Genomic DNA, 18,672 nt, shown 5'->3' with positions numbered 1-18,672 from the left:
TCAGTAAAGTCCACACGGATCCAGTCGTTACCATACACAACGCTGTCGCTGTGAATGGCCATAGCCCAAACGTTCCTCCAGCCCAACGTCCTATGATAATAGGTTATGTTCAAGAACCAACCTTGAACCCACATGCGCTTCGGAACTTGAGTCGTCGTGCCGGAACCCGCAGGAGGCGCAAAAGGATCAACCGCACCGTACTCCAAGCCAACATTAGCGTCACTGTTAATCAACTCGCCATACTTGCTGAAGCCAATCTTCAAGTCCGCATTAGTCTCATAAGGATACAACGTATAGTAATCAGAAGACAACACGCCGTTGACAGCCATGAAATCAACTGGAAATTTAGCTGCTGAGGTATCTCTATAGATGGTGATGTCGAGATGGCTCCAGTTGTTTGAGTAATCGTGGTCAATCCAGTCAACTATTTGGAAAGTAATCGGCGCCCCAGTTCCAATGTAAGTAATTGAATACGTGTGATTCATATCGCTATTGCTAAAGGGGCCCCAGTTTACATCTCCACCGTTAATTTGCAGAAAAGAGTGCCCATCAGGTGCTGGGAAATAGTTAGTCCAGTTTGTAATATTGGAACCAGCAGTGTCAGTTGTGTAATATTGGGCATCTGCTTGAACCATGCCTGCTTGATTATACCAGAAACGGTAATGAACAACAATACGATATGATTGGCCAAACTCCAAAGTTGGAGTTGTAACTGGTGCACCAGTATCGCTATATGCTGTACCTTGCCAAAGAAGGGTTTCTTCAGCGGCTTCACTAGGTGGCAAAGAAAGGACGAGTGGAACGGCTAAAAGCAACGCTATCATGATAGTTGTATTTATTGCCTTCATACTATTCTCTCTACACTCATATCAGTCTTATGTGCTTATTTATTTTACTGAAGGGGTTGCACAATTTAAGTTCTGTTGATGCGCTTTTTTTCATGGAAGCCTGTGAAGTGGTCAGGCTTGTCGTCAACAAGGCAGTCGTTTCAGCAGAGCCTAAAAGACGCTGAAACCCGGGATATGGGTAGCTCAAAGCGTTCAGGGTTCTCGTCTACTCCAAGCTGAAGGGGATTGAAAAACGATACACGCATAGTGGCGCACTTCAGAAAGCATGCGGTTGCTCGCCAAAACCTTAGGGCTGTGCAGCGTGCCTGACAGGACAACGGTTGGACGGCGGTGACGGCGTTACCTGAACCTGCTTGAAGAAACCTTAAAGAAGATGGCGAAAATGCTTGAACTGATGATGCCGACGACGCGCTTGATTGCTAATTCTACGCCGCTGGTTGACCTCTATGACATGAAAGCCCGCTGGGGCGTCACCAGCAGAGGCCCATTCAAAGGCTGCACTGCAGGCGCACGCAGTCGTAAACCAAGCTGGTTTGCCTTTGAATGCTACAGTGACGACGGGTAACTGTTATGACTCGCCGTTTCTTCCCCAGTTCATCGAGGACTTGGAGGCAGAGTACATTCTGGCTGACGCAGGCTACAACTCGAAGCGAAAATTTAAAGCCATCAGAGACATCGGTGCCGTGGCAATAATCACCGATAACCCACGGAGAAGAGGCAAAACGCTCAAAATCGAGTGCAGTTAACTCCGAGGGAAAAACGCTATCAAGTACTGGGACTATCCCAACAATAATCGGTCATGGCGTCAGCAAGACACCAAACCAATGGTATAAACGGTCGTAATCCCAGACTACTCAGCAACCTATTCAGCAGGCAAACCTATAAAAAATGAATTGAGCAAATGCTTCATTTTACTAAATAGGTGTGTGCGTTATTCTATTTTTGGCAGTTTTTTGCGATTTTTCTGATAATCTATAGGTAGTTGTCAGAAGAATCAGACACCAAAAAGTAACCGAAGACGAATTGTGCAAACCCTTCTACTGAATGCTGCAAAAACTAATTTTCAAATATACAAATGATTGTTCCATAAATTTACGCGTAAAAAGAACCAAAAACTGCTCTCAATCGTCCTTTTAATGGATCTTAATGTGTGAATTATTTCATTTTATGTATTTTCTACCCGATCTGACTTTTCTCGCCACAATCACTGCAACTACAACAGAGATTATTACTGCAATACCGATCAGCACCAGAGCTTCAGGTGCTATAACTGTCATGGCAGTTGGGTGAATGTACGCAAAATAAAGGCAAACGTGTGTAGAATTCGAAGTAGGCAATTCGTTGCTGATTATGGGTAGTAAGCCATTTATGTGTATCTTTTCGTCACTATTTAAGAAAATACGCAGGAGAGTTATTCTACAGAACCCAGTATTGTTGTTCGCCAGTTCCAGGACATCAAGGCATATTGAATTGTCAAAGTACAAGTTGGTTATTGTAGAGTTACTGATTATGGTAACGGAATAGTTTTGTCCATCTTTAGTGACTTGGAGTTGAGTAAACACCCCCATTAGAGGGTAATTATCTTGGTTGTTACCGTCCATGACGTAAGGAACATCTCTTATTCCATCTTGATTTTCGTCTTTGTCAAGCAAATTGCTCCAGTAGTTGCCCTCAAAGTCGTTGTTCCAAGTGTTTTTGAAAGAATCCACAATCACTATCTGGTTTGAGTTGTTTACGAAGTTATTATGATAAATTAGATTTGCCACGCCTGTCAAGCGTATTCCTTGATTATTATCTCTTATTGTATTACCTTCGACTATATTGCTGCTAGAGTGACCGCAAAGAACGAGCCCACAGTAACCGCAATTAAAAATCAAATTGTCAGTAATTGTGTTGTTGTCAGAATGGAACAGCCATAGTCCATCTGAATAGCCGTTTATATTGTTATCCTTTATTGTGCTCTTAGTGCATGTTTCTAGCATTATTCCATATGTCCCATTAGTTATCGTAAACCCGCTGATGCTTACTGTGGTGAAGTTTACTTGGACAACCGAGTTTGCATGTCCAGTTCCAACTATCAAGGTGCTGGACTTTTCGGCTCCTATGAGCGTTAAGGTTTTGTTGATATAGAGATTTTCATAATAGGTTCCAGAGGAAACTTGAATGGTATCTCCTGGTTGTGCTTGATTTATTGCAGCTTGTATTGTAGGATAATTTTCTGGAACCTTTATTATCGTTGAACCTGCTTTTGCGTCAAATCGACCTATTGCTGGCAGAAAAAGCAGTGTTATGCAGAAAAAAAGCGACATCACCTTTCTATTCATGTATCTGTCCCTCTCCAGCAATTTTCTGATAATTCTATTATATGAACCTTCTTTTTCTCTCTAATAAAGCATATATTCCATGCTCGACATAATTTAATAATGGATAAGTCTGCATGAGACAGAAAGGTCATGCTTCTCAATCCCAAAAGATGAATCCTATGGAGAATAAAGATGCTATACACAGCAAAAGTATCATTTTTTGATGAGAACAAAGGAAAAATGAAGCCCTATTACGTGATTGCGAACCACGGAAACGACGTGGTTGTGCCCGACCAATCCGATCTTGAACAATGGAGGAACGGCAATCTAACCTGGGAAGGGCTTAAAGTTAGCTATTTGGCAAAGCTTATGACGCAAAACGCTGGAGAATGGATGGAGCGTGTGTCAACTCAGGCTGTATCCGAAGACATTGTTTTGGTCAGTGACGAAGAAGGGCAGAAACATCTTTATCGGGTCCTCTTAGCAGAAATAATGATAAACATGTTTGGCGGTCACCTGAACCTCCGATATGCAGGAGAACTTAAGGGCTAACTGGAAGAGCGTCCGATAGGACATGCATTAACGCATTTAGAGTTACAGGGACCATAGGTCCATTTTAGAGTCACAGGGTTCATGATCAGGTCATATGATCGACATTTTTCAGGAACCCACCTGAAATGGTTGCGTACTTTCTTAAATGCACCATATTTGCAAGCTTGTACGCATATAAGGCAATCTTTGCAGACATCTACTTCCAATGGAGTGCCGCAACTCAAAGTAGCATCGGTTACAACGCAAGCAAGAACATTTATTGGGCCAAGTTGCGGATTGACGAGAAAATCACCCCTTCCAAACACGCCTATACCTGATAGATAACAAGCCATTTTGAATGATAAAATACCTGACCAACCATGTGGCTCAGTAGCTACTCGAAAATTTCGCTCTACTAAGAGGTTCTTTACCTTTTCGATGCAGCGACGAGCTTCTTGTCTTTTCTGTTTGACTTCATCTTTCAAACGAATATATGTTAGACTATAGTGCGGTCCCCACCTATAGAAGTATGTTCGGTCTTCATTCAGTTTTTTTCCGCAAGCCAATACAATAACGCTTTTAGCATGCGGCATCATGGCAGAAGGTTTGTGCCCTATTGGCGAACCTAACTCCATAATTTCAGCGGAGACAAAGCCCACTAAATCAGCGCCATTCCTCAGACCCAAAGTTCTGATTTCCTCGGCTAATTCGTTGTATTTGAGTCCCGAGTTCATATGATTATGTGCACCATCTTTTAAGGTTGAATTGTTCTTAGATGGGGATGCCTGACAAAAACCTTTCGGCGGAATAAATGTGCAGGCACTTATCTGTGCATAGCTTTTAGGTACAAATATTAATTGAGAAATTACTTTGAATGCTTTATTTGCACAAACTGTTGCATAAACATTATTAAGACTTTTCGGCATCGGATAAATACTTCAACATCAAGAAGATAATTTGCATCCTTTCCCGATACGATGCCTAACAATTGATGACACAAACCTAATCCCTCGCGAGAATTGACGCCTCATTTGCGCAGGACTTTTTGAGCCTACGTTTAGCTGCAATTACAGTTAAAGTCATAATGCATATAAGGAAGATTATTGAACCCCAGCTAAATAATTCCGGTATAGCTTGGGAACTATAGCAATATTCATGACTGTCGCCTATCGCTTGATTTCCAGTATTGTCGTACGCAATTATTTTGTACTTTACCCATGTGCCGTTAGCATACCCAGGAATCGTTGCCTCATAAATGGAGAGCGCAACCTCAACCATATTTAAAGATAGCCATATCGCTCCGTTGTTTATACTATAAGTAAGGGTTACATTGCGCACTGAGGAACCTACGTCAGTCACGTTGACTTTAATTACAACGCTCTGATATGGAGGCACATTAGGGGACGCCGGTTCCTGTATGAGATTAGAAATCACAGGCGGAGAACCATCGGCAATGTGGCCTAATGTTATGATGGAAAGTGGATGCAAATTTGCTTGTCCACTTAATCCTAAAGAGGTTAGCACAGCATTTTCATTCGTGTCCGCTTTACCCCAATCAGTTAGTATACCCCAAGCAGCGCTTTCCAAGTAAACATTTTGAGTTATTAATCCGATTTCAACATATTCCCCAAATGAAGGTTTTGAGCTTCCGTTGTAGACTACTGCGATTATTAGTGGAGCCGAAGATGCCCAGGTGTTGCCACTAGCTTGTGCGATGCTCTGTAGCCTATCTCCAGTTACGATAGTTGTTAAAGTATGCTGTTCAGGTAAGTACTGGTAAACTCCTGAAGAGTTAGCTGCGAATATCTTCATGGGATAAGAAGAATGAGATGATGGAACTGTTCTATGTCTCTTTGAAGGATCCACTGAAGCATCTTCGTAGTAGGAGTACCCATAGCTTGCCCAAAGAATTTGTGAGAGTTCTTTTTTGGTTATAGGGACTTCGCTCCAGTTATTTGACGAAAAAACTGAATCCAAAGCTTTCTCAAATGACATATTACTTTCTTGAATTTCAGTTAGCTCTGGTGAGGAAGGGCAAACTGTCAGATTCAGATGTTTGTAATCATTGTAAGGAGGAGAAGGAAATCCTAACGGCATTTTGTACAAAACCAATTCGGTCTCAGGCAAATCTAACCCTTCATGAATAATAGTTTGCCCATCAGCACTTACGTATTGGCAAACCGTTCCGAGGTTTAGAGCATTGGCCATGAGGTAAATGTTCTGAATAACGAATCCTGACTCGGCGTTCCCCCAGATGATATCAGGAGAGGCTTCTGTGTCAAGCACAACGTATAGTTGCACTGGGGCGCTATAGCCCCATCCAAGCTCTCTAAAGTCGCCTTTTTTCCAGAGAATTAAATCACGAGTTTCTGGAACAAATTTGTAGGTTGCTGTTTGATTGCAATAATAAACTATTATAGGATGCCCTGCCAAAGTTGGCGTAGTCCTGCCCGCCCCAGAATAACCACAGGCAGCCCAAAGAACTTCTGAAGCCAGTTCCCATGTTACAGGGACAGCTAAACTGAAATTACGAATTGAGGTTCTACGACTGATAATCATTTCAAGAGGCATTCTCAGTAAACCTTTAGATTCTTTTTCCGTCATTTGGATTTGGGCAAAGCTTTGACCAATCAAGGTCAAACTTAGAGCAAATAAAGCCAGCAATGCGCATACAATAAATGAACGGCTTTTATTCATTCTTTCTACCTCAAAATCTCATAGCGAGATTACTGCACATCGCTTGATATCTACTTTTCCAACATACATTTTTTTCCATGCTTTCTTCGAAATTGGGGCAAACTTTTGTACCAGTCAGTAAGTTTCACTAAACCATCTGTAATGGATGTCCTTGGAGTGAAACCCAAAATCTTAGCGGCTTTGCTTATGTTGGCATAACCATGCCGACCATCGGCCGGTCGTGGATCCTTATATATATTCGCCACTTCATGCTTATTCATAATATTCTTGAGTATTTCAGCAATTTGATTCACACTGACACCTAAGCCTGTGCCTATATTGAAAACTTCTGCAGCAGCATCTTTGCTGTCTAGTGCTAACATATTTGCTTCGACAACATCGCTTATGTAAATAAAGTCTCTTGTTTGTTCTCCGTCCCCAAATATTACGGGAGACATATTTCTCAGCAGTCTGTTTATGAAAATCGTTATTACGCCTCCGTAGGCGCAGTCAAGGTCAAAGCGTTGTCTTGGTCCATACACGTTGAAGTAACGCAATGAGACAGTTTCAAGACCGTAGAGTTTGTAGAAGATTTTTGCATAGTGCTCTGCAGCAACTTTGGAAATTCCATAGGGTGATTTTGGGTTAGTACTTAGGTCTTCTCTCTTTTCAGGGGTTTTTGTGTCTCCATAAACGGCGGCTGAAGAGGCATATATGAACCGTTTGACGCCTAAATCTGATGAAGCCTTCAGCAGATTCAGTGTTCCTGTTACGTTTATGTCATTCGAGAGAATAGGATTTTGTACTGAAAGAGTTACGCTTGCCAGTGCCGCTTCATGAAAAACAACATCTATATTTCTCAAGGTTTTTCTAACTAATTCTAAATCTCGAATGTCTCCTTTCACGAAATGAAAATTCCCATTGTTTTTATGAGATTCAAGGTTCTCTACGTGCCCTGTGTCAAGGTTATCGAGAACTGTTACATCAAACCCCTTTTTCATAAGTCTATCGGCAATGTGACTTCCAATGAAACCTGCTCCCCCAGTCACGAGAGCGCTCTTGTATTTGTTCGACATGAAGAATATTCACTTACCAAATCTTTTCAGATAGTCGACAATTTAATCCGATTTTTCTATATAAGAAGTGCGGCAACAGAACCGGGAACACCTTTATGGGCAAGTTGCAAGGTTTCCTGACTGGTAAAAATCTTTGAGTCATAGGAAATAGCTAAGCTCTTAGCTTGCAGAAACAAGTTTTCTAGCATGTATCCAACCTCCCAGAGAGCCCTACAGGTTTTTTCATTTTGGCTTAAAATTATCGCTTTCTCAAAACCATTTATTTGGTCGCTAATGTTAATCTTTCGCAATAGTTTTATGTCATGAGTTGGATTTCCCCTTGTCCATTTGAGTTTTTCTCCCAACAATTTACCCAGTAAGGTAAAATCTTTCGTCCAGTTAACGTAACGATATAGTTTATCCGCTACTACCAAGTAGACGCTTGTATAATCTTGACCGCCGGTCCATGTTGGAATTGTTAATCCCCACATTGTTTTCCACTTGTGCAAACGTATGAGGTGGGGCGTTCTGCCCTTTGCAGCCCATAAGAGCTGCGAAACATCAGGCTCTGTGACCTTACGACCCATCTTGTTGGATGTTGTAAGACGCGGCAATTCTGGCAAGCATTCCACATTTCCATCTCTTAATGGGACATTAATATTGATACCAGCCACAAATGGTTTTTGTGGTCCAGGAGCTTTTTCCGAAAATTTCCGAAATTCGAAGTTGCTAGATAATACCCGGAGCATATGCCTACCAGTGGCAATTTTCTCTCCGTACACTGTTCCGTTTACACCTTGATTGAGTATGCACGTCCCTAAGCCCATTGCAGAACAGGCTAAATATACTGCTTGTTGCTGCATGCCGCTTTCAATGTTAAGCAAACGCGCCATATCCGAACCTTCGACCAGCTTAAATCCAGTATATAAATATCCATCTTTCCACCATTGGATGAGGTCTCCATTTGAAAATCGAGGCACCTTGCAACATTCAAACACTTGATCAATTACGGATTGTGGAGGTAACTGATCAGTCATAGTGCCCCAATGAAGTTTTTCTGAAACAGTCTCCAAGTCACTGGAGCATCTCGAATTCAACACTTTCTCTATAGATATTATGTCCTTTGCCATTTGAAGCACCTCGTCCTCTATGTGTAACGCTCATTTAAAAAAAATTTCAAACCAAAGTTCCAAGTTAACAATTCGCCAAAGTATATTCGTGTAATAATGATGCTCCACACGGTTAAACTTCCCTTCGCAGTAACGGTTGAAGATATACAAAACTGCAGACTGATCAAAATATCCTCTTTCTTTGAATTTATCAGACGCTATAAGGTTCGTGATATACTGCTGTAGCTCCCTCATCCAGCGTTGCTGGGGTATTGGTGTGCCCAACTTCTTTTTATTCAAACGGATAGCTTCTGGAATTAAACCTTTCATAGCTTTTCTAAGTACATATTTTGTCAAGCCATTTCTAATTTTTTGGTTAGCGGGAAGTGAGAAGGCGAATTCAACAAGTCTGTGGTCGAGAAAAGGATGAATACACTCAATAGAGAAAGCAGAAGAAGCTCTATCATCAACACGAAGATATTCGACAGAATGTTGCGTAACGTCATTAAGAAGAGCGCTCTCAAGAGAGGAAGTTTCATTTAAAAGCGATTCATTACGATGAGCTTCAACAAACTTTGGTGCAAGCAGTGCCTTTCTCTTTGATTCAGCTCCGCGACCGAAAAAAGTTGACCAAGCTAACATGGATAAAATCCGTCTTGTGTCACTCGCTAGTTCTTTTGTGAGTTGACTGAAATTTTTGCGCGCCCAAAGCTCTTCTAAGTACTTTAGAGTATGATTAGATTGCCCTCCGAGAAGCGCATCGGCTCCTTGACCACTGAAAACGAAACTCACTTTCTGTCTTGCAGCTTGAAAAAGACACCAAAAGACGTAATAGTTAAAGACGGCTACTGGCTCTTCAATGCGAAATATGAATCTCTTGATTTCATTCCAATACCCCGAAACAGAGGGATAAACGTAGTTAATCTCCGTTTCTAAAACATTTCCAACTCCTCGGATGTAGGACCTTTCGTCACCTTGTTCCGTCGAACTTTCATAAATAGCAGAAAACAGTTCTTGCGATTTTCTATTTTGAGCTTTTAATTCGCTTTCCTGCTTCAGAAGTTGGTCGATTATAAAAACAAGGGATGTTGAATCAAGCCCGCCACTAAGAAGTGTCCCAACCGGAGATTCTGGTGGGAGCCTAATGCCTACCGCGTTTTTTAATAGCTGTTGAAATTCAGATGCATAAGAGCTGTCATCTTTAATGGTATTGGATTTCAATTGCTTTAATGGATGCCAATATTTGCTGACAGAAAACCCATTTCTGCTAGCCACCATGAAGTGGCCAGGCAGTATTTCCTTGATTCCCGCAAAAAAAGTATCCCCGTTTCTCTTAGGATAGCCTGTTAGCATATACTGATATATGAAATGATCATTGGGTTTTCTTGAAAACAGCGGATACGCCAGTATGCCTTGTATCTCCGATGCGAAAATAAGCTGACCTTGGAAATTGCTATAATAAAGTGGTTTCTCACCCAGTCTGTCTCTGGCGCAGAACAACTGCTTGTTTGTAGGATCCCAGAGGCAAAAGGCAAACAGTCCATTAAACAGGTTAACACAATCTGGCCCATTCTCCTCATAGGAGTGAACTACAACTTCTGCGCTAGAATTTGTCCTGAATGCATGTTTTTTTTCTAGTTGCTCTATAAGCTGTCCTTTGTTGTAGATTTCACCATCGAACGTGATCCAGATTTTGTTGTCTTCGTTGGTGAGTGGTTGATGGTTGCTTGGAGCAGCACTTAGTTTTAGAGCTTGGTGCCCCAGAGCAACGTTTTCGTTAAAGTAATATCCGCTATCGTCTGGACCTCTATGTCTAAGGCTTTCACAGATTATTTTTATATTTCTGTTTGCATCAGACCCCAAGATAGCGCAGATTCCTGCTATAATTATTCACTCCTAGTTTTTGCCGCAAATTTGGTTTCTTTTTTCACTTAGGTAAATAATTGTATTTGCAACTTTCCCTCTGCCAATCTATAGGTCTTTAACTACTGAAGTTTCTTAACAGATGCTTCCACATTATCTAGATTCAGAGGTGAATTGCGCCAATCGATTGCTTGTAAAGAGATATGCTGCATTGCGATAATTTGAAACAAGATTCCAAGTGAATTTTTCTAGTAGCAGAAACGGTCTTACAGCGATATAAGCAGTGTTAAAAGGTGTGGCGGATCATAGAAGATGGGCGCTAACAAGTTCGTTGTTTTGTTGATTTCCATCCTTTAGGGCAATTTGATGAATTCGCGTATTTGGGTATATACGAATGTTGGTGATGTCGATTCCTTCGAGTTTTTTCAAGTATTTTCCAGTAGTTCTAAACAAGAACTGATGAAAGCCCATAACAGTTTCTGAAATTTCAGCCGGCATGTTGCACATTAAATTGCAGCTAAATTTGACCCCGTCCACAGCGTTGATTGCATCATATGCTCTTATTATTATTCACTATTCCCATCCCTTACGGAGAATTCCAAGCGCTTTCTCCGAGCCCTCATCCGAAGAGAATTCAAAGACATTACACCCAGAATTTCTTGCCGCTGTAATAAATTTCTTATTGACAAAATCCTCTCTGAACGACGCACGCCATTCGATATTTACCTTTCTTTTGATTAGTTCTTCACAAATTCTTCAGGCATTATCCAGCGGAAAATTAAAAATAGTGTCTACAAAAAAACAAAGCCGTTACATCGTACACGTTTACCACGTTTTCTATCTCATCGACAACGTGCTTTGGCGATCGCAACCGCAAATTCTTTCCTTGAATATAAGGATAAGTGCAGTATGCACATTCAAAGGCACAGTCTCGTTTGGTTTGAACTCCAATAGAATGAGCGACGCTACTGTAACTTTTTAAATCTATTTCGGGTAACGCTCTTGGTGGCGCAGGCAGTCGCTCGAAATCTACTGGTTTACTTCTTCCTGTAAAGAATATTTGACAATCCTTTCGAAAGAATATGCCTTTAACGCGCTCAGGGTAATTATAACTTTTTAAAAGTCTGGGAAACGACTCCTCGCTTTCAATAAAAATACCATAGTCGATTTCCGGCAAATTCGTCATAATCTCTTTTCCGAATAACGAAAATCCTGCCCCGCCAACAACTATCTTTGCATAAGGACTTAATCGCTTAACAAGCTTCACCATTGATGCAAATGTGTTAAAGCACGAAAAAATATAATGTGAATTTCCTGTATCAATATTTCTCAAGGATAAACAAATAAACTGTGGATTTGTTTTTCTATGATCTTCTTTGTTTCTACTGCAGGGCGTTCTGCAGTGTTCGGATCAAAAGCGGTACATTCGTGATCCTGCAGATTATCCAAAAGATATGCTATCCATAATGAAAAAGAACGAAGTTGTTTTAAACTTCTTCCTAAATAGTCTTGGATTAGAAGCAGTTTTATTTGTCGGACCCACTAAAGTTGCTTTACGAATAGGACAATGGAGCAAATCCTTTTTGGAGTAAAATGGTACTTATTGAATAAATTTTCTTAAGAAAGCTCGAAATTTATTGGGAAAAATTTTTCTGATTGCTTGCATGATGGAATAGCCTTTGTCTTCGCTAACATGTAAACTTTAGCATTAAAACTAAAGGGAATGGTAACTTTCTCTTGCTGCAAAAACGCAGCTCCAAAATTACTTTTTTGGATGTGGTATGCGTTTGCGTTTTGAGAAGGTGTTGAGCCCAATGAAATATACCTAAAACCGTTTTCTTCAGCCCAGCTTATTAGTTTCCAAATCATATAGGGCATCATTGAGTATCTTCCCCAATTCCACTGTCTATCTATCGCTACATAGCCGCCATAGATTCCCTTTTCATATTTGAATTGGGCCAAACCGCCTAAACATTTTCCCTTTTCAAGCAGAAGCATATTGAAGTTTTTAGGAAAAAGCAGATCCCAAATATTTCGAAAAAAACTATAGGGATTTCCGTAGCTGTCTAAATGCCGCATATTGTCAAGGTAAAGGCGGTAAAATTCTCTTAAATCGGATTTGGTGGACGCCTCTCTGATGCAGAAACCATTTCGTTCGAAGCGTTTAATTTCATATCGCTGCTTTCCTGAAAAAATTTCCTTCCATATAATATCAGATGATCTAACCTTGAGATCAAGAAACATAACGCCCCTACTTGAATCGACATATCCTGGCGATGATTTGAAAAATCGAGCCACTTTCTCATCGCTGAAATAAATTTCTGCACACGATATTCCTTGTTCAAAACATAACTCTTCAATGAAGTTTTTCAACAAGAAAGCAGATTTTTCAACATAACTTTCTTTTATTATTGGTCCTCCAAAGTCGGAGTGTGGCATTGAAGTGTATATCTTTAATCCGCCATATTTCCGTATGAAAGCAGGGCAAATACCGATAATTTTTCCATTTCCATTTTTAACAACAAGATAATGTGCTCGATACGAAAAAGACTTTTCAATTACCTCCTTCCATTTTAGACTATGGTAAAAGGTTCCCTGTAGAGATTCACGCAGGAATTCGTCCCATTCATTATTATTTCTCAATTCTTCAACAGACATGTAGCTACCTCGTAATCTCGATAAAACAAGGTTTCATGGACTTGACTCTAACGCGTTAATTAACAAAATTTAGCATTTTTCCTATTATTGCATAACATTGTTGCGCAATCGGTCACTGTTAGATAAGTGACGTTGCGCCGAAAAGCGATATGAGCCAGCAGATCCTCAAGTCTGGACCAACTTTTATATTGTTCTATTTCCCATTCGTGACCCCACAAATGGAAAACCCCGCCTGTTCGTAGAAGTGAGTCAAACAAAATTTTACCCAGAAGGTCCCATTTTTTAAACAAATCAAGTCTGAGAAATATCTTCGGAGTGATCCTAAAACATCGAGCTAAACCTTTAGCATCAATAAGTCTATGTGGTGCTGCTTGCAGCGTTACGTTTATTTCAAATGGATTACATGCATCTACTGAAAAAGGTTTTGTTGTTCGTGCGCAGAGAAAACCAGCCTCTCTAACCATTGCCACATGTTCTTTACGATAGAGACCATGGGGATAGGCAAAGGATGTAACATGTGTGATTTTCTTTTCCAAGTCAATCTTAGAGCCAGAGATCTCCCTTTTCGCTACTTCGTTGCTAACCTTCGTAAGAATCACATGACTTTTAGTATGAGCACCTAATTCAAAAACTTCAGACATACTACGCAATTCGTCTATTGATATCGTTTTTCCGATCCAATTGGAGACAACATAAAAAGTTGCTTTTAATCCGTAGCTCTCCAGCAGGTTTGACAGCCTCCAACCTGCCCGCGTGTCATCCCAACTAGTAGTTACAACTAATCGTTTGTAAGTCATAGGAACACCTACGATAGGTAATCGCTCTATGATTGCTTAAATCAGCAGTATCCTTTCGATTGAAGATAACAGGCCCAACTCGATCTTTTTTGGTGGATAGCCGCATATGCAATTTATCTTTTCCTTGCCATTTAATAATTGTGCCTTCGAAATCCACAAATGATAAATATTTGGGCGCCATTCTACGCTATAGTAAGACATACGATTTAAGGTTGCTAGGAAATGTTCATACGCAACAGAAAACCTTTCTTCGCCTGCACGGTTCTCATAAGTCTAATTGTATTGATGATTAATAGTGCTATGGCCATAGGTGCTTCTCAAAACATTATTACGTCGTACGGCACAATTGAATACACATCATCTGGAACAAAAAGAATCACCTGGGCTGACGGCCAGACTGAAACATTTGATTCACTTTCTTCTCCCATTGTTAGCTGGGCTTTTCACTTTTTGCCAATCAACGATTGGGAAGGCAATGCGATAAGTGGATTGGAAACCGTTTTGCCTCAACTGAGTGCAGTGGGCATCCGAGTTGTAAAACTTTACATTCCTGGCGATGATCTGCCCAGTTCAGGAATAAACTACGACATGATAGGACAAGCTCTTGATATACTCTATGCGAACAAAATGTGGGTATACATAGTTCAGGACAACGAACTTAGAAGTGACTGGGCAATTGATAAGCAAACACTCTATAAAACCCCAGAGGTCATAAGTTTTGTCTGCCAAAAAATAGAGTGGGCAAACATTGTCGTTGCTTGGTCTCCCGAAAACGAACTTGAGGATAAGATGGCTTCTAACAACTTTATTTGGACCAGTGCTCAACTGAGGAATCATGTAACATGGGTTCACGATGCGTTGAGTAATCTCCTTTCGTCTTCATTGATAGGGGGAATAGCTGTTAACTTTCCAATGGTAGCAGGCTACCAGATTGATCCGCATTCAGGAGAAAACAACTGCAAAATTCTTGTTGATGCTTCAGACATACCCGACTTTCACTGCTACCGTTCGTCCATAGACGAACTGATTGAAACAATAGATGGATGGCTTACTTATAGTAATCCAAGCCACCGAGTATGGTGGAGTGGCGAATGCAACTGGGAATGGGATACTATAAGAGCAAACGGCGGGATTTGTTCATGGGAGTATATCCAAACAATGCTCAACAAAGGTTGTTCAGCAGCCTTCATTTACCCACTTGAGGCAGGCATATACGCCAATGGGACGCCTGTTTATCCTGCAACCACTACACTGCTTAATGCAATAAAGAGTTACTACAATTCATAGTATAACAATATAGGATTTTCTCTACCTCTATAAGCCTACCGCGCGAAGCTTTCCGTCAATCTCATTTGATTTTTTGTCCTTATATGTAATGCAGACGAAAACTCATGTAAGGCATTTTACATAATCGACCCGAATTTTAGCCCTTTAAGCGAAAACACAGCTATTTTAAAAGACCTGTAGATTTTCAAGATTAATTTATGGAATTAGCCACTGTGCGCGAAGTACTTCCTTACATGATCACACACGTAATGTACATCATCATCAGTTAAGAATGCAGAAGATGGTAACCATAATCCTGAGCGACTAGCCCAATCTGAAACTGGAAAGTTTTTCTTCACGTACGAATATGGAGGCTGCGTATGAATTGCTGGATAGAAATATCTGGTGCCGATTCCCTGGTTTTTCAGAAAAGAAGCCAGTTCATCTCTTCCCCTCTCAACTATTATGTCGATAAACCAAGGCGAAGTGTCTTTTAGATTGGTGGGAATAAAGTCGATTTGCGGAATACTTTCTAATAAATCATGATAGATCTTGAAGATCGCTTTTTTCCGCTCAACTCTCCAGCTAAGTTTCTTCATTTGCTCAATGCCGATAACCGCTTGCAAGTCGGTGAATTTGAAGTTAAAGCCGATGATTTCATGGAAGTCCACTTGCCTAGATAAGTTGCCGATATCAGATCTCCCAAAATCCTTAATCATGCTCATGAGCCGATACAATTTTTCGTCGTCAGTAACAAGCATGCCGCCCTGCCCAGTCGTGATTATTTTCGGTGTACTAAATGAGAAAGAACCAACCTGCCCGAAGGTGCCCAAATGCTTGCCAGCACATTTGCAGCCTAATGATTGGGCAGCGTCTTCAATTAAGAATAGGTTGTGATTTTCGGCTATTGACTTTAGCCGTGTCATGTCGGTATATCTTCCGTTCATGCTCACAAACATTATAGCCTTTGTTCTGGAAGAAATGGCATCTTCCACCAAGTCTAAATCAAGGCAAAGGTCTTCTCTCGATATGTCAACAAATATGGGCTTCGCTCCAGCTAGAAGAAGAGAGTTTGCCGACGCTATCATGGTGAAGTCTGGAACGATAACTTCGTCGCCCCGTCCTATCCCGAGACCCAAAGCAGCGACAGTTAAGCTTATTGTGCCATTGTTTACCGCTATACCATACTTGCTTCCGACGTAATCTGCCACCATTTTTTCAAAATTTCGAGTTTCCTTGAACTCGGTAAGCCAACCGCCTGAATTCAGATATTGCATTACAGCAGTTTTCTCTTCTTCAGCGAACCAAGGTTCCATCTGACTTATCTTGCGCATATTGCTTTTATCAACGGGTTGGTCGAAGCCAGTTACGTTGCAAACTCTATTGTTGCTCATTGCCTAAGACCACAGTTTACGGTTTCTCTTTACTTGCAGTGGTTAGTACCTGGACTTTTCATTTATTTTGTCGACGACTTTTCGCCATTGTGGATGCTTTTCTTTTTTCTCATCCGGGCTTGGTCCCCACTCCATAACAATAGAATCTTCGAGGGCGACAAAATAATGGGGACAGTTCGGCTCTATCAAGACGCTTTCTCCTTTTTTGTAAATCCTTTTCTTTTTCCCTCTTATGTGATATTCCACGACACCTTCCAATACAACGGCATGCTCCTGTGATAACCTGTGGATGCATCCTCCTCGTGCAGAATTCTTGTTTGATTTCAGGAAGGTATGTTCTCTTCCATCAATCATGAGAACCCAAATCTCGCCGCGGTCATCTTGATGAATTTTTTCGAGTTTCATTTTCTTTCACTCTCTTTTTCCAATAAGCTATCGTACGTTTTAGCCCTTCTTCCAAAGTAATTGGCTCAGGAACGCCCAAAACTCGTTTAATCTTTTCGTTTGAACCAATTAAAATTGGGATATCTAGAGCTCTTTTCGGGAGAGCACTCCAAATAATTTCGCCTTTGAATCCAGTAAGTTCCTTTATTTTCTTTGCTAGATCTCCAATTGATATCCCTCGACCAGAGGAAATGTTAAATGTCTCACCGATCGCTTTTGGGTTTTCTAAAGCATAGAGGTAGGCATTCATCTGGTCATCAACATAAAGGAAGTCTCGAACTGGTTCAGGGTCGCCAAGGTAACATTTGTCACTAGTCAACATTTGGGTAATTGCTCTTTCAATTACAAACCACGTATCCTCTTTTCTTCCATAACTATTAAAGGGACGAAAGATCGTTATAGGGAAGCCAAAGGCCTTGTATAAGTAAATTAGGTATTTCTCAGCTGCAAGTTTTGAAACTGCATAAGGACTATTTGACACTAATTCGCCGTCAGTTTCACGTTTGATTTCCGTTTGTGAAACACCATAAACCTCGGCTGAAGAAGCGTATATGAATTGCTCCAAAGTAGTAAGTTTAGTACAAACCTCTGCCAGATTAACGGTTCCCAGAAAGTTGGTTTCCAAGGTTTCTTGGGGATGAGCATAAGAGTATGCAACAGCAGTCATGGCACCCAAATGTATTACTATCTGAGGGTTGACGTCAGTCACGGCTTTTGTCAAGGCATAAATGTCATTCAAATCAGCAAAATAGGTATACTTTTCATATGGAAGCGTTTTGCCTATTCTACCTGTCACAAATCTTTCCAAGTTAAAAACCTCGTACCCTTTCTCTAGTAGGAGAGGTCTTAAATTACTGCCTATGAACCCAGTTGAACCTGTTAGTAATATTCTTTTCATTTCTTGAATCCTTCCTAACGCACGTGTGAGTTCCCTATCAGGTTTCAAATTCCCAACACTGCATAAACCCACCACGATATAAATGTTTGGAAGTTGAGAAGGAAAACATAGGCCCTTAGTCCTTTCTTAGCTAGAAAATTGGTCAAGTACAAATCTGGGGTTTGAGGCCGATACCACAATGAATAATCTTCTTCAATAATTCTTCCAATATTTCGCGCCATCACGTTAAGAACTCCATTGATGTTCTAATTATTTTAGCAGTATTTTCGCCATTCGGAGTCTTGAATGGTTTCAAGAAGGTATGGGTGTATGCCTACGGGCATATTTTTGAAGAATTTGTATTCAGAATGTTCGTCATTAAGTACAACTTTGCCATCTTTGCACGTGCACAAATAGACTATTGCTATATCATGTCTCTCAGGAAAGACCCGTGAGTATACATCTACGAATTTGTACGTATTCACATCAAGATCAGTTTCTTCTTTGACTTCACGGAATAACGCTTCTTCCAGTGATTCGCCTTTTCTAATTCTGCCCCCTGCAAACCACCATTGCCCCATGGCTGGATTATTCTTCCTTCTTAGCAACAATAGAGACTTGTTCATGACTATCATGGCTTCTACAGACGGGATGGGCATATACTTAAGTATTTGGCCATAAAGTGATGAGGGAATCATTCCTATGCTCAGCATTTTCATATAGCTTTTCACCTGTATTGTATCTAAAACTGAAGTTTAAATATGAGCAGGCGAGACGCCAAAAACGTTTTAGGTTGCCCGAGCAAAAAGTTAAGGCGTCTTCTTACATAGAAACCATTCATTGAGGTAATA

General features: G+C 40.8%; 18 protein-coding genes and 1 pseudogene. 4 read left to right on the top strand and 15 right to left on the bottom strand.

The window, feature by feature from the left end; all coding sequences use genetic code 11:
• A partial coding sequence (locus tag NWE95_07200; GenBank protein ID MCW4003680.1) for a hypothetical protein occupies nucleotides 1-848 on the bottom strand: 848 nt, incomplete at its 3' end.
• A 373-nt stretch (nucleotides 849-1,221) separates the two neighbouring features.
• Here NWE95_07200 and NWE95_07195 point away from each other — a divergent pair.
• Both NWE95_07195 and NWE95_07190 read left to right on the top strand, forming a co-directional pair.
• On the top strand, nucleotides 1,222-1,413 hold the full coding sequence (locus NWE95_07195) for a hypothetical protein (GenBank protein ID MCW4003679.1): 192 nt from the start codon (nucleotides 1,222-1,224) through the stop codon (nucleotides 1,411-1,413).
• Nucleotides 1,388-1,594: a transposase gene (locus NWE95_07190; GenBank protein ID MCW4003678.1), complete on the top strand. Its 207-nt coding sequence runs from the start codon at nucleotides 1,388-1,390 to the stop codon at nucleotides 1,592-1,594. Before NWE95_07195 ends, NWE95_07190 begins: the two co-directional genes overlap by 26 nt.
• A 414-nt stretch (nucleotides 1,595-2,008) precedes the next feature.
• Here the strand turns inward: NWE95_07190 and NWE95_07185 are convergent, their stop codons facing one another.
• Nucleotides 2,009-3,172 carry a right-handed parallel beta-helix repeat-containing protein gene (locus tag NWE95_07185; protein MCW4003677.1) on the bottom strand — a complete coding sequence of 388 codons (1,164 nt, stop codon included), beginning with the start codon at nucleotides 3,170-3,172 and terminating at the stop codon, nucleotides 2,009-2,011.
• Nucleotides 3,173-3,343: 171 nt separating this feature from the next.
• Between NWE95_07185 and NWE95_07180 the strand changes: the two genes are divergently transcribed.
• Nucleotides 3,344-3,703, top strand: a complete 360-nt coding sequence (locus NWE95_07180; protein ID MCW4003676.1) for a hypothetical protein — start codon at nucleotides 3,344-3,346, stop codon at nucleotides 3,701-3,703.
• Here the strand turns inward: NWE95_07180 and NWE95_07175 are convergent.
• The 9 genes and pseudogenes from NWE95_07175 to NWE95_07135 all read right to left on the bottom strand — a co-directional run bounded on the left by NWE95_07175 (nucleotide 3,700) and on the right by NWE95_07135 (nucleotide 13,840).
• Nucleotides 3,700-4,416, bottom strand: a complete 717-nt coding sequence (locus NWE95_07175; GenBank protein ID MCW4003675.1) for a hypothetical protein — start codon at nucleotides 4,414-4,416, stop codon at nucleotides 3,700-3,702. The genes NWE95_07180 and NWE95_07175 overlap by 4 nt on opposite strands.
• A 268-nt stretch (nucleotides 4,417-4,684) precedes the next feature.
• Nucleotides 4,685-6,379, bottom strand: coding sequence for a nitroreductase family protein (locus NWE95_07170; GenBank protein ID MCW4003674.1), 1,695 nt, complete (start codon nucleotides 6,377-6,379; stop codon nucleotides 4,685-4,687).
• A gap of 50 nt (nucleotides 6,380-6,429) precedes the next feature.
• Nucleotides 6,430-7,434 (bottom strand): SDR family oxidoreductase, encoded by a 1,005-nt coding sequence (locus NWE95_07165; GenBank protein ID MCW4003673.1) that lies wholly within the window; start codon nucleotides 7,432-7,434, stop codon nucleotides 6,430-6,432.
• A gap of 56 nt (nucleotides 7,435-7,490) precedes the next feature.
• Nucleotides 7,491-8,543 (bottom strand): hypothetical protein, encoded by a 1,053-nt coding sequence (locus NWE95_07160; protein MCW4003672.1) that lies wholly within the window; start codon nucleotides 8,541-8,543, stop codon nucleotides 7,491-7,493.
• Nucleotides 8,544-8,573: 30 nt separating this feature from the next.
• On the bottom strand, nucleotides 8,574-10,385 hold the full coding sequence (asnB, locus tag NWE95_07155; protein ID MCW4003671.1) for an asparagine synthase (glutamine-hydrolyzing): 1,812 nt from the start codon (nucleotides 10,383-10,385) through the stop codon (nucleotides 8,574-8,576).
• A gap of 303 nt (nucleotides 10,386-10,688) precedes the next feature.
• Complete coding sequence (locus NWE95_07150; GenBank protein MCW4003670.1) at nucleotides 10,689-10,883, bottom strand: hypothetical protein; 195 nt, start codon at nucleotides 10,881-10,883, stop codon at nucleotides 10,689-10,691.
• Nucleotides 10,884-11,163: 280 nt separating this feature from the next.
• Nucleotides 11,164-11,739: pseudogene (locus NWE95_07145) on the bottom strand (hypothetical protein).
• A 263-nt stretch (nucleotides 11,740-12,002) separates the two neighbouring features.
• Nucleotides 12,003-13,043 (bottom strand): GNAT family N-acetyltransferase, encoded by a 1,041-nt coding sequence (locus tag NWE95_07140; protein ID MCW4003669.1) that lies wholly within the window; start codon nucleotides 13,041-13,043, stop codon nucleotides 12,003-12,005.
• Nucleotides 13,044-13,102: 59 nt separating this feature from the next.
• Nucleotides 13,103-13,840: a polysaccharide deacetylase family protein gene (locus NWE95_07135; protein ID MCW4003668.1), complete on the bottom strand. Its 738-nt coding sequence runs from the start codon at nucleotides 13,838-13,840 to the stop codon at nucleotides 13,103-13,105.
• Between the two features lie 222 nt (nucleotides 13,841-14,062).
• On the opposite strand from NWE95_07135, the gene NWE95_07130 reads away from it, so the two are divergent.
• Entirely contained in the window at nucleotides 14,063-15,127 is a 1,065-nt protein-coding gene (locus tag NWE95_07130) for a hypothetical protein (GenBank protein MCW4003667.1), read from the top strand.
• A gap of 203 nt (nucleotides 15,128-15,330) precedes the next feature.
• Here the strand turns inward: NWE95_07130 and NWE95_07125 are convergent, their stop codons facing one another.
• The 4 genes from NWE95_07125 to NWE95_07110 form a co-directional block, all read right to left on the bottom strand.
• Nucleotides 15,331-16,440 (bottom strand): DegT/DnrJ/EryC1/StrS family aminotransferase, encoded by a 1,110-nt coding sequence (locus tag NWE95_07125; protein MCW4003666.1) that lies wholly within the window; start codon nucleotides 16,438-16,440, stop codon nucleotides 15,331-15,333.
• A 102-nt stretch (nucleotides 16,441-16,542) separates the two neighbouring features.
• Nucleotides 16,543-16,905, bottom strand: a complete 363-nt coding sequence (locus NWE95_07120) for a cupin domain-containing protein (GenBank protein ID MCW4003665.1) — start codon at nucleotides 16,903-16,905, stop codon at nucleotides 16,543-16,545.
• A complete protein-coding gene (locus NWE95_07115; GenBank protein ID MCW4003664.1) occupies nucleotides 16,877-17,842 on the bottom strand; it encodes a homoserine O-succinyltransferase in 966 nt (321 codons plus the stop codon). The genes NWE95_07120 and NWE95_07115 overlap by 29 nt, the downstream gene beginning before the upstream one ends.
• Before the next feature lie 254 nt (nucleotides 17,843-18,096).
• Nucleotides 18,097-18,540, bottom strand: a complete 444-nt coding sequence (locus NWE95_07110; GenBank protein MCW4003663.1) for an NUDIX hydrolase — start codon at nucleotides 18,538-18,540, stop codon at nucleotides 18,097-18,099.
• Nucleotides 18,541-18,672 lie beyond the last annotated feature (132 nt).

The sequence above is a fragment of the Candidatus Bathyarchaeota archaeon genome (assembly GCA_026014725.1).
Classification (GTDB): domain Archaea; phylum Thermoproteota; class Bathyarchaeia; order Bathyarchaeales; family Bathycorpusculaceae; genus Bathycorpusculum.
The sequence above is the reverse complement of the archived record's forward strand: the minus strand, read 5'-3'. Positions and strand labels throughout refer to the sequence as shown.